Origin of the sequence: Brachyspira hyodysenteriae ATCC 27164, from assembly GCF_001676785.2 — a bacterium.
Taxonomy (GTDB): Bacteria; Spirochaetota; Brachyspiria; order Brachyspirales; family Brachyspiraceae; genus Brachyspira; species Brachyspira hyodysenteriae.
In genome coordinates this window covers 2,937,060-2,950,663 of record NZ_CP015910.2, presented here as the reverse complement: position 1 = coordinate 2,950,663, position 13,604 = coordinate 2,937,060, and the positions used below count along the sequence as shown (strand labels likewise).

Below are 13,604 nucleotides of genomic sequence, written 5' to 3'. Positions count from 1 at the left end.
GATCCTATGAATGATTTATATTATTTTTAAAATCATCTTTTAGTTTTTTTAAATCTTGATAATATTCATCATCTTCTTTATTCTCTGATTCATTATAAATATTATTTATAATATAATCTATAATATTAAAACTATTTACCATTAACTCATTTAATCTAAATTGATTAAAATTATAAATGATATTTTTTATCACTGTTTTGTTTATATTATCATATATGATATTATCTTTATTTATATATTTATAAATACACATAATTATTATATATACATAGTTTCTTGGCTTAAGTTTTTTCATTTTTTCATTATCTATTGGAAATTCTTTATATCTATAAAAATAATCAAATGCTATAAAATATAATATATATTGTTTTTCTTTTGAAATTAATTCAAAACCAATATTTATTAATTTATACGAATTATCTTTATCAATCTTTTCTGATGCATATAAATCATTAAAAAGCAAAATCCATATATCTCCATTAGCAATAACTATATCATTTATATTTATGTTGTTTGTAGTTATTGTTTTATGCAAAGTATTTGTTGTAAGTCCTTTCAACATAATATCAATGATATTACTTATATTTTCATTATAAAATAAGTTAAATATATTTTTTTTAATTTCCATATTAAATACGCTAAATAAATAATAACAATTACCTTCACTATTAATAGAATTTTCATAATTACCTAATAATAAATAAATATAACCATTATTTTTATTTATGTAATCTATTAAAAAGTCGTAATCATTTATATTAAAATTTTTATTATTAGATACTATTATTTTTATAAAGTCAAATAGTAAATTTGTAACTTTATTATAATTATATTTATTTGTTTGATATTGATGCAAAACATTATTAAATATATCTCCAATAATATTTTTATAAATATCTTTGTTAATGAAATTTACATAAATATAAAATATATTATTGATTCCATTAATATAATAAGTATCATATTTATCAGCATTGTATTGCAAAATCTTATCTGCTAATTTTTGACTGTTTTCTAAGAAATTAATTTCATATTTTTTTAATGATTCATTTAGTTCTTTTAATATATTTGCTATGTGATAAATATTTTTATCATCAATAATTTCTAAAATAGCATCTTGCAAGTTTTTTAATAAAATATCTGATGAAAAAATAGAAAAATATTTATTTATTTTTGTAATAATATTTTCCATATTTTCTTTTCCTTCATAATATTTTGATATTAAATTAGAAAAAGCTTCTTTATTTGGTATTTTTTCTTTATAAAAAATTATTTTTATGTACTCTTTAAGCAGCTTTCTGTCTATATAAATATTTTTTCCTGAAAAATCTTCAATATATTTATTTATTATTTCTTTGTATTGCTCATTTTTTTTATTATTATCATCATTATTTTTTGAAAAAATACTAAATTGTTTTTGATATTTTTCTGTATAATTAAATATTGGCGGTAAATCATCAATCAAATTTATTATATTATCTCTAATATCTTCTCTATTAAAAATCTGCATAGCCGATACTATTGTAGAAGCTAAAAACATAGTTTCTTTATTTTTATTTGAATCTACGTTAATTAAATTTTCTTTATAATTAATTTCAATCTGATTTATAAATTTTTTTATTAATCTTGGAGTATAATAGTATTCCATAAATATATCCCTATTATTTTATGGCTCATAATTTTTTATACAATCTAAAAAACTTTTAGTATCGCAATTTCTTAAATTAATAAGCATATCATTACTAAAAATACCATTGTATTTATTATTAATTTTATTAAAATAGAAGTCATTTACTATATCTTTATTCATTTCTGGTATTGATTCTTCGTAAGGACTTAATTTATCATAAAATGAATTATCTACATTATTGTCATTTTTTCCTATACTTTTTTTATCAATAGCTAATATAAACCAAGTATTGATATTATTAGATTTTTTCTGCATACAGTCCATAAAAGTATATAATGATGAAATAAATTTTTCTTCTTCTTCTTTTGAAAGTCTGTCAATATTATCAACCGCAATTACTATATCTTTTTTATCAAAAAAATCTGAATATAATTTATAAAAATCTTTTATAAATTTTTCAAATTGATAAGGAGTAAAATCTTTTCCTTCTTCATACTCTGAATAACTATCTGAAGAACCATATAAAAAAGGAAATAATATTTTTGTTATTTTTGATGGAAAAATAATCATATAAAAAAATAGAGCAGATACAATAAATAAAATAATTGATATTAATACAGCTATTGAAAAATGTTCTATAAAAAAAGTGATAATATTATTTATATCAATATATTTTATTTTTTCTAATATTAGTGATAATAATTTATCAGTTGTCAAAATAGGAATGAATATAGGAATTAGTATAAATATAAAAGAATAAATTATTATTGTAAAACTGCTGATATTTGCAGTAGTTTCTTTTTTTATTGTATTTATAGCTTTTATATTATAATCTATTTTCTTTTGCAATTTTTTATTACCATTATTGTTTATTCCTCTATATAAACATCTTAAAAATTCTTTTTTTAGAACATCTTCAGGAGCATTCCATGCATCTATTGTTATAAATACTTTATTTTTATCTTTTTCATTTTCTTTTATAAGTTTTTGTATTATTGTAGTTTTTCCTGCTCCTCTAACTCCGCTTAATAATATTACCTTTCTTAATAACTTTTTATTATTAATTATATTTAAAATATTATTACATGTTTGTTTATGAGGTAATGAATCACTTAATTCTTCAGAAGGAGATTCATCTAATAATTCTATAGCATTTTCATCAGACATAAATAACCCTTTACACTATGATATTCTTATTATATATCAAAATAAAAAAGAGTTCCATAAATTAATACTCTTTTATAAACATATGCTATTATTCGATTATTATTAATATATACTTGATTATTTTTTTATATACTATATAATGATTTAAAATCGGAGCTCTTATGACAAGCAACAAGCAACAAGCAACAAGCAACAAGCAACAAGCAACAAGCAACAAGCCTAAATTTATTTTCTAGTCTAATTTATCTAAATATACAAAAAAAAATTTATCAATCTAAATACATCTTTGTATTTTATGGAGTAGTTTGTGAAAAATAATAAATTATTCCTAAAAATATATTTATTTTTATTAATACTTTGCAGTTTATCTTTAATAGTTCTTTCAGTATTAGGTAATAAAAATAGAATAGGGTATTTAGGAGAATTTATATTTGATGAATATCAAATAAATAATACTCTTAAATTAAATGGTTTGTTAAACATCAGAGATAATTTTATAATAGATGGAATTCTAGACAAAAAATCTATAAAAAACTTTATATTTACAAATGATTCTATTACAAATTATAGTTATGATTTTAGAATAAAATATTATGATAAAGTATTTAGAAATAGTGATATATATGGTGTTTATTTAGATACAAATAAAATTTTTCAAGAACATAATTTTATTAAAAAAATTAAAATGCAAAAAAATGGAAGTCCGTATGGAGAACTAATTTCTGATAAAATAATAAATGGAGAAAAAATTGATAATATAAGTTATACTTTAAAAGTTAGAAATGTTATTACAGTTACAATTATAATAATGATATTAATGTATTTGTATTTAACTTTTTATAAAAAATTAATAATATTTTATAATTTCTTTATAAATTATAAATATTTTAAATTAATTTTTACTTTATTTTCTTCAATTATTATTTTATTAATAGTGTCAAATTTATTATTGATAAATTATAAATTTAAAAGCAGATTATCATATTATGATCTAGTAATGAAAAATAATTTTGATAGTATTTATAAAGTAAAAATAGATAATTATACGGATAGTAATTTATTTAATATTAATCTAAAAAGTATCAGTATTATTGATTATGAAGATAAATCTAGCTTTAGTATTGAAGATGAAGAATTGATATTAAGATTAGAAAATAATATAGATATTAAAACGGTTTCTAATAGCACTGTAGAATATAGTATAGATATTAACGATATTTTAAAAAATATTGTTAATATTATATTATATTTTTATTTAATATTTATTTGCTTAATTCTTAGTAAAAATAACTTTATTCAAAAATATTATAAATATATTTTTATACTAATATTCTCTTTTATTTCATTTCCAACTATTAGTAATATATTAGTAGCGAATGGTTTAGATCCATCTTGGATGTATTTCATTAATGCTGCTGATAAATTAGGATTTAAATTCGGAAAAGATATAGTATTTACTTATGGATTTTTAGGATATTTAATATCTCCGATTAATCTTGATAATAATTTAATAATAAGTTTTATATTTAAAATTATTATTTATATAATATTTATACTTGCTATTTATAAATTAATAGAAAAATATGATAATTTAAATATAATGTTTTTAATTATGCCTTTTCTATATTATTTTAGTCTTGGTATATTTTATAGTTTATTTGATTATTATATATCATTTTTAATAGCTATATTATTAATAATAGATAGTAAAAGTAATTACAAATATATTCCATATATTATAGCAGGTATATTAATGGCTATAGCATTTTTTATTAAAGTATCCAGCGGATTGTTGAATGTATCTATGCTAATAATATATTTAGTATATGTTATAATTTATAGAGATAAAAAATCCATTATAAATTACAGCGTTATACTATTATTTAGTTTAATTTTAATTCCTGTTATATATCTGATATATAACAGGAATATATTAGATTTTTATAATTATTTTAAATCTTCTATTGAAATAAGTTCTGGCTATATATATTCAATGAGCGTTGAAAGTAAAAAATGGTACAATATTTTAATAGGGTATATATTTGCAATAATATATGTGTATTTAATAATTTATTATTTTCGTAAAAAAGATCAAAAGTGGCTTTATATGTCTTTATGCGGTATATTATTTTATTTGAATTTCAAACATGCATTTGTAAGACATGATTGGATTTTTGCTCCGCCATTTTTGTTTATTTCTTCTATCCTAGTATTATCTACAATAAATGAGAAAACAAAATTAAAACTATTTATAGTTATCATGATTTTTGCTGTTTCGATAATTAATAATGTTAATATAGTTAATATATTTAATTTTTTATTTACAGGAAAATATGATAGTATAGCTTATAGTATAAATAAATTAAATGATAATAAGCAATACGAATCTGATAGATTAATAAAACTTCCTAATGAAATGCTTAGTGAGATATCAACTAATACAGTTACAATATATCCAATTGAAGTATCTTATGTTTGTAATAATAACTTGAATTTTAAACCTATGCCTATATTTCAGTCATATTCAATTTATACTCCATATTTAGATAAATTGAATTCTGATTTTTTTGATAATGAAAATTCTCCGGAATATATCATATTTGAATGGGGAACTATAGATAGAAGACTTACATTAACGGATACCCCATTAACTTATCAAAAAATATACAATAATTATGATGTCTATGATATATATGATGGCATATACATGCTGTTAAAAAAAAGAGAGATTAAATTAAATAATAATTTACAATCAAATTATACACAGAAAATAAATATTTATGAAGATAAAATAAATATTGAAAATATAACAAATGATAATACTTATTTGATATTGAAAGCAGATATGAAATTAAATATTTTTGGTAAAATAGCAAAATTGGTTTATCAAATACCTCCTATTTCCGCTGAAATAGAAACTTATAGCGGTAAGAAATATTCATTTAGAATTTTGCTTCCTATGTTAAAAAATGGAATGATTATAAATAAATTACCAACTTCACTATATGAATTTGAAAGTATATTTAATAATAAAATGGAAGATAGTGTAAAAACAATAAGGTTTTATGGAAAAGGATTGAAATTATACAAGAAAAAAATATACATTAATATTGATATAGTAGAAATAAAATAGATATAAAATAATTTTAAAATATATTATTATAAATTAATAATATGTTTAATTAAATTAGAATGCTTATAATAGTTGACTATAGGTTTATTTATGATAAAATATTTGAATATAGCGGAGAAAGTATGACAAACAAACAAACAAACAAACAAACAAACAAACAAACAAACAAACAAACTCTTTACATTCTCAAGTTTTACTTTCTTAAGCAGATCTATACTTGTTGCAAAAAACATTTTATTCAATATCAATTTGATAACTTTATTTTATGGAATAAAAAATGAAAATTAAAAAATTATTCCTTAAAATATATTTATTTATTATAATACTTTCCATTTTAAGTTTAATAATTTTTTATTTATTGGGCAATAAAAATAGAATAGGATATTTAGGAGATTTTGAATATAATATAGATAATACTCTTAGAATAAATGGATTATTAAATATTAAAGATAATTTTATAGTGGATGGGAAACTAGATTATAAATCCATAAATAATTTTATATTTACAAATGATTCTATTACAAATTATAGTTATAGTTTTAGAATAAAATATTATGATAAAGTATTTAGAAATAATGATATTTATAATGTTTATATAGATATTAATAAAATTATAAAAGATAATAATTTTATTGAAGAAATTGAAATGCGTAAAAATGGTGGTCCTTATGGTGATTTGATTTCTTCTAAAGCCTTTAATAATGAAGAAAATATTGATAATGTTTATTATACTTTAAGAATAAAAACAAATCTATTATTATTGTTTGTATTTTTATTATTTTTATATTTGATTTTTCAAGAAAGATTTAGAAAATCATTATTATATATAATTAATATAATTATTTCTTTTTTTATTAATCATAAAAAATATATAATTATATTGTATTCATCATTAACCGTAGTATTTATATTGTTTGTAATAATAACATCAAGCATAAAGCATAAATCAAAATTAACAGATATAGAACTTATAAATAAAAGTAATGTTGGATATATTTATAAAGCTAAAATAAAAAAATTCAGTAACTTATTTCATATTAATACAGCAGCATTAAACAATACTAATATAATAAAATACTATGGTTATTCTTTAGAAATTACTAATAAACCAGAAAGTCATTATGTACAAAATACAAACATTTATTATACAGATAATAATAGTTTTATAATATACAATGAAGCGGATAATAATATTTATTATTATAATATAGAGTTTCCAAATTTCTCTATTGGAGACAAATATAAAATAACTATATTAGCAAAGCAAATACCTGAAAGCAGTATAATAAAGTGGAGTCTTAATGGAAATAATTTATTTAGAAATACAATTAAAGAAAATTCTTCCAATGATTATATAGTATTAACAGATACAAGAGAAATTAATTATAATACTGATAATTCATATTCATTACGTTTTATTATGCCCAAAGGAATTACAGAAATAAAGTCTATATTGCTTGAAAATTTAAATAATAATTTAAATTTGGAAAATGATTATATAGTATTTACTTCTAATAATTCTTTAGAAGATAGTAGTTTAGAAATTAGTTATAATCTTAATCCCGATAAAAAATTAATAACTATTGCTGTAATATCTATATTTATCATATTGTTGTTAGTCAATATAAATGCCTCTTTATATGTTATATTTGCTTCATCTATATTAATTTATCTAATATATTTAATAGTAGGATCTGTAAATATTGTTGTGGCAGATGAATGGGAATTAGTAAATTATTATGATATCATTAAAAATTCTAATAAAAATATATTTGAACTTTTATCATTTTTATTTAATCAGCATAATGAACATAGAATATTTTTTTCAAGAATAATTTCTCTTCCTATACTTGAATTAACTAAATGGAATACAACTGTAATAACATATATATCTTTTATTATATATATAGTAGGATGTTTTTTTATCATAAAATATTTTTATAAAAAAGATAATAGATATATCAGCATTTTAATGTCATTTTTATTTGTAATTTTATTTTCTCTAAGACAAAGAGAAAATACAATATGGTCATTTCAAATAGCTTGGTATATAATATTTACTGCAACGGTTTTAAGTTTTTATTTTTATTATCTTTATACCATAAATAATAAAAAAGTTTATATTATATTTACTATTATATTTGGCATAATAGCATCATTTTCATCTGCTCAAGGTTTAATAATATGGATGTCTTTTTTGATTTTATTAGTATTATTTTTCCTATCTAAAGAAATAAGTAATATCAATAAAAAGTCATTAATAATGATATTATTATTTGGAATAAGTTGTTTTATATTATATTTTTATGGTTATCATAAACCATCAAATGAGGAATTCTCTTTTTCATCACAAATAACTAATACTTTTTTTATAGCAATATCATCTTCTATATATAAAAATTTATTTTTAGGTATAGTATTATTTCTTTTAAGTATTTTTATAACTATTTATTTAATTATTAATAAAAAAATAGTTGATAATATATTTCCTTTATTATTATTAATATTTTCATACGGATTTATATTGTCAATAACAATTTCTAGATCATCTTATGGTGTAGCTTCAAGATATGTAACATTTACTAATTTGCTTCCTATAGCACTATTTATTCTTTATTTCAATAATTTTACAAATATATTTTATAAATATAAAAATTTTATATTTGTTATATCAGTCATTATTTTTATGAATAATTCAATACCGGCATTAAATAGTTTATATAATGAATATAGAGTAAGAAAAATACTGCAGTATAGACTTGTAAATTATAAAAATTTTCAAAATAGAGACTATCTTTCAGGAATATATCCATGGGGAACTTTGAATGATCTAAAAAATAGATTTTCAGTATTAGAAAAATATAACTTTAATGTGTTTTACAGTAAATATGATTATCTAAAAGACAATAATGAAAAAGGAGAATAGTATATTATGTATGATGTATCAGTAATAGGCGGGCTTGGCCATGTGGGACTTCCATTATCAATAGCATTAGCAAATGAAGGTAAAAAAGTTTGCATTTATGATATTAATGAAAAAGTATATAATGATGTTATTAATGGTATAATTCCTTTTTATGAGGAAAATATGGAAGATATGCTTAAAAAAGTTCTTAAAGATAGGACTTTAAGTTTGAGTTTGAAACCTGATGTAATTAAAGATTCAAAAATAGTAATAATTATAGTTGGTACTCCTGTTGATGAGCATTTAAATCCTACTTTTTCTAATATAAAAAGAATGATAGATGAATTAGTACCTTATATTAATAATGATCAATTAATAATACTTCGTTCCACTGTTTATCCTGGTATATCATCAAAAATAAGAGATTGGTTTTTAGAGCATAATTTGACTCCTGATATAGCATTTTGCCCTGAGAGAATTCTTGAAGGTAAAGCTATGGAAGAATTATATAATCTTCCGCAAATAATATCTTCATTTACAGATAAAGGATTGGAAAGAGCCAGGGAATTATTTTCTTTATTGACAAAAGATATAATAGTTTTAGAACCTATGGAAGCGGAAGTTACTAAATTATTTACTAATGTATGGAGATATATAAAGTTCTCGGTATCTAATCAATTTTATATGATAGCTAATGATTATGGCTTAGATTTTTATAAGATTTACGATGCTATGACATTTAATTATCCTCGTACTAAAGATTTTCCAAAGGCAGGATTTGCAGCAGGTCCATGTCTTTTTAAAGACTCAATGCAGCTTGGAGCTTTTAATAACGGTAATTTTTATTTAGGACACACTGCAATGCTTATAAATGAGGGGCTTCCTAATTATATAGTTAAATCTTTATCTTTAAAACATAATTTAAAAGAATTAACGGTTGGAATATTAGGTATGGCATTTAAATCAGAATCTGATGATATAAGAGAATCTTTAAGTTACAAATTAAAAAAGATTTTGTCTATTTCATCTAAAAAAGTATTATGTTCAGATCCTTATGTTAAAGATAATGATTTAATATCTTTAGAAGAAATTATAGAAAAATCAGATATATTTATAATTGGTGCACCGCATAAGATATATAAGGATATAAAGACTGATAAAAAAATAGTAGATGTTTGGAATTTATTAGGTAATGGAGGAATTATATAATTTATTTAAAAAGCGGTTGATAGATTTTTATCTTTTTCTACCAAAATTAAACTGCACAAGAATACATTTTTAATATGGCTATATTTAAAACTTCCAATATTTTGGAAAATATTTGGAAAACAATTTTTTATTGTAGCAAAAAAAATTAATTATAAAGGAATAAAATATGAAAATTTTAATTACAGGTTCAGCTGGATTTATATCCGGATATTTAGTTGATCAGCTTTTAGAAAGAGGCCATGAGGTTATTGGTATAGACAATTATAGTAAATATGGTTATTTAGAGAAAAGTTATGATAATCACCCTAAATTTACAAAAGTTGATGGTGATGTAAAAGATATAAACTTGATGAAAAATTTAATTGAGGATTGCGATCAAGTTGTGGCAATAGCCGCTATGATAGGAGGTATAACTTATTTTCATGAGTATGCTTATGATTTGCTTGCTGAAAATGAAAAAATTATAGCTTCTACTTTTGACAGTGCTATATGGGCATTCAAAAATAAAAAACTAAAGAAAATTAATGTTTTATCATCTTCTATGGTATTTGAATCCACTTCTACTTACCCTACAGAAGAAGGCGAGCAATTTAAATGTCCTCCTCCTTTATCTACTTATGGTTTTCAAAAGTTAGCCTGTGAATATTTTACTAAAGGTGCTTATGAACAGTATAAACTTCCATATACGATAATAAGACCATTTAATTGTGTAGGAATAGGTGAAAGAAGAGCTAAAAATGAAAAAGAGATAAATTCAGGTAATGTGAAATTAGCTATGAGCCATGTTGTACCAGATTTAGTACAGAAGGTATTAAAAGGACAAGATCCTTTACATATATTAGGAAGCGGAAATCAAATAAGACATTATACTTATGGAGGAGATTTAGCTAGAGGAATAGTTACTTGTATTGAAAGTGATAAAGCTATTAATGAAGATTTCAATATATCTACAGCTCAATCTACTACAGTTAAAGAATTAGCTGCTGTTATATGGAAAAAGATTAATGGGGATAAGCCTTTAAATTTTGTATCTGATGAACCTTATCAATATGATGTTCAAAAAAGAGTACCATCTGTTGAAAAAGCTAAAAGAATATTAGGTTTTGAAGCTACTACTACTTTATCTGAAATGTTAGATGAAGTTATCCCTTGGATCAAAGAGCAAATTAAATTTGGAAATATATAAAAATGTTAAATGTTATTGTTCCGGTTTATAATGAAAAAGATAATATAAAAAAACTATTTGATGAAATAAAAAATAATATCAAAGTACCTATATCTGTATTTATAATATATGACTTTGATGAAGATAATACTTTAGAAGAAGTTAATAAAATAAAAGAATTGTATAATTTTGATATAAATTTATTAAAAAATAAATATGGAAGAGGTGTTTTAAATGCCATTAAAACAGGATTATATTTAGAAAATAATAATCCTGTTTTAGTAATAATGGCTGATTTATCTGATAGTTTGGAAATCGTTGATAATATGTATAAAAAAATAACAGAGGAAGGTTATGATTTAGTATGCGGATCTAGGTATATGAAAGGTGGCAGACAAATAGGTGGACCATTTTTCAAAGGTTTAATGTCAAGAACCGCAGGTATAAGCCTTCATATATTAACAGGTATAAATACTCATGATATATCTAATAGTTTTAAAATGTATTCCAGAAAAGTTTTAGACAGCATCACAATTGAAAGTAATGGCGGCTTTGAACTTGGAATGGAGATAACTGTAAAAGCATATGCTATGGGATGTAAAATCGCAGAAATACCATCTACTTGGAGAGATAGAACCAGCGGAGAATCTAGGTTTAAACTATTTTCATGGCTGCCTAAATATCTGCATTGGTATTTTTATGCCTTGAAAAATAAAAGAAATTCAAAAAGTTAGAATTATTCTATGTTGATTATTATTGCATAAAAATCAAACTTGATTTAAAAATAATATCTTTTATAATTTATACATTAATATTAACAGGATTATATTTAACTTTGACTCCTATTAATTCATATTATATAAGTTGTGTTCAAGGAAGATATTTTTTCCTATTATATTTTTAGTATTTATATTATTTTAAACGTATAAATTTTAAAGTCGAGTTAGATAATAAAATAATATTTATAATATTATCAATGCTAAATACAATTTTTGATAAATTTTTTATATGATAACAGTAATAGTAACTACATATAATACAGAAAAATATATAGCTAGATGTTTAGATTCTCTTATCAATCAGACATTTCAAGATTTTGATATAATTATTGTAGATGATTGCTCTAAAGATAATACTCAAAAAATAATACTTGAATATGCTGATAAATTTAGTGAAAAAATAAAATATATATTTATGCCTCAAAATACAGGGGCTCCTGCTAATACTAGAAACAAAGCATTAGAGAGCGGACTTATTACAGGAAAATATATAATATTTTTGGATGGAGATGATGATATAGAAAATAATTTTTTAGAAAAATTATTCATCACAGCTGAGAATAATAATGCAGATATTACATTTTGCGGTTATGAAAGATTCGATGCAGAAACATTAAAAGTATACTGCAAAGAAATGACTAATAACAAATATCAATATTTAGAAAAAAAAGACTTTAATGATGATTTAGCTTTTTTTAATACAGCATTTTGGAACAAATTAATTAGATATGATTTTATAAAAGATTTTAGATTTAAAAATGTATGCGGAGTAGATGATCCTTTATTTATGATAGACATTTATCAGTATACTAAAAAATTAGCATTTACTAATGACATATTAATAAGATATAGAGTTTATAATTCTTCTACAATAAATGTTCATTTAGTACTTGATGAGATGAAAAAATTCAGAGATGAGCTTGTAAATATTAAACAAGATTATTTAAAAAATAATTTAATTGATATTGATATTCTTACTCTATTCGTATTTATACATATAGGAATATCTATGCCTTTCAGAGTGTACAGAAATAAATTATGTAATATTAATGAATATATAAAACTAACAAAAGAATATTTTGATAATAACTTTAGTAATTGGAAGAAGCTGAAATATTTAAACTTATTTCATGCTTTTTCTAAACATGGTATAAAAGGGTTAGGACTTTGGGGATGCCGTCTTTTGTATAAAATTGGAATGTTCAAATTATTTTTAATGTTTTATCTTTTTTTAATTAATAAGCTTAATATAGATATAAAATGGTAATAATTATATTAATATCAGTGTCTACAGGAAAAATAAGAGATTATAAAGTTCATATTGTACATTTAAGGAAATTTCAAAAAGGTCAAATTGAAAAAATTTATGAATGATAATGGATTTAAAACACTAAAAACTTTTTATGCTGGTTTTCCATTTTATTCTCATTTAGGCAGAGATTGGCTTAATAAAAATTTTACACTGCATAATGAAAGCTCTTTATGGAAATTCTCTATAAAACAAAAAAATAATATAGTTTATATATTATTAAGGTATTTTTCATTCAAAAATATAGGTGATCAATTTATGGGTATATTTGAAAGAGCGGATATGAATAATTAAAAAATATTATATA

The 13,604-nt window shown here is 20.8% G+C and carries 9 protein-coding genes; 7 read left to right on the top strand and 2 right to left on the bottom strand.

Annotation, left to right across the window (positions count from 1 at the left end):
• Positions 1-4: 4 nt before the first annotated feature.
• Together BHYOB78_RS12825 and BHYOB78_RS12820 are read right to left on the bottom strand one after the other, a co-directional pair.
• Complete coding sequence (locus BHYOB78_RS12825; RefSeq protein ID WP_012671208.1) at positions 5-1,648, bottom strand: hypothetical protein; 1,644 nt, start codon at positions 1,646-1,648, stop codon at positions 5-7.
• 18 nt (positions 1,649-1,666) lie between these two features.
• A complete protein-coding gene (locus tag BHYOB78_RS12820) occupies positions 1,667-2,797 on the bottom strand; it encodes a P-loop NTPase fold protein (RefSeq protein WP_012671207.1) in 1,131 nt (376 codons plus the stop codon).
• A gap of 307 nt (positions 2,798-3,104) precedes the next feature.
• Here BHYOB78_RS12820 and BHYOB78_RS12815 point away from each other — a divergent pair, with 307 nt between their 5' ends.
• From BHYOB78_RS12815 to BHYOB78_RS12785, 7 genes are all read left to right on the top strand, one after another.
• Positions 3,105-5,930, top strand: coding sequence for an ArnT family glycosyltransferase (locus BHYOB78_RS12815; RefSeq protein WP_020065014.1), 2,826 nt, complete (start codon positions 3,105-3,107; stop codon positions 5,928-5,930).
• Between the two features lie 277 nt (positions 5,931-6,207).
• Entirely contained in the window at positions 6,208-8,856 is a 2,649-nt protein-coding gene (locus BHYOB78_RS12810; RefSeq protein ID WP_020064986.1) for a hypothetical protein, read from the top strand.
• 6 nt (positions 8,857-8,862) lie between these two features.
• Entirely contained in the window at positions 8,863-10,044 is a 1,182-nt protein-coding gene (locus BHYOB78_RS12805; RefSeq protein ID WP_020064985.1) for a nucleotide sugar dehydrogenase, read from the top strand.
• 166 nt (positions 10,045-10,210) lie between these two features.
• Positions 10,211-11,230 carry an NAD-dependent epimerase/dehydratase family protein gene (locus tag BHYOB78_RS12800; protein ID WP_020064984.1) on the top strand — a complete coding sequence of 340 codons (1,020 nt, stop codon included), beginning with the start codon at positions 10,211-10,213 and terminating at the stop codon, positions 11,228-11,230.
• A 2-nt stretch (positions 11,231-11,232) separates the two neighbouring features.
• Positions 11,233-11,943, top strand: coding sequence for a glycosyltransferase (locus BHYOB78_RS12795; protein WP_012671202.1), 711 nt, complete (start codon positions 11,233-11,235; stop codon positions 11,941-11,943).
• Between the two features lie 274 nt (positions 11,944-12,217).
• The gene (locus tag BHYOB78_RS12790; protein ID WP_020064983.1) at positions 12,218-13,255 is read left to right on the top strand and encodes a glycosyltransferase family 2 protein; all 1,038 of its coding nucleotides are present in this window, start codon (positions 12,218-12,220) and stop codon (positions 13,253-13,255) included.
• Between the two features lie 99 nt (positions 13,256-13,354).
• Positions 13,355-13,591, top strand: a complete 237-nt coding sequence (locus tag BHYOB78_RS12785) for a hypothetical protein (protein WP_020064982.1) — start codon at positions 13,355-13,357, stop codon at positions 13,589-13,591.
• Positions 13,592-13,604: the final 13 nt, after the last annotated feature.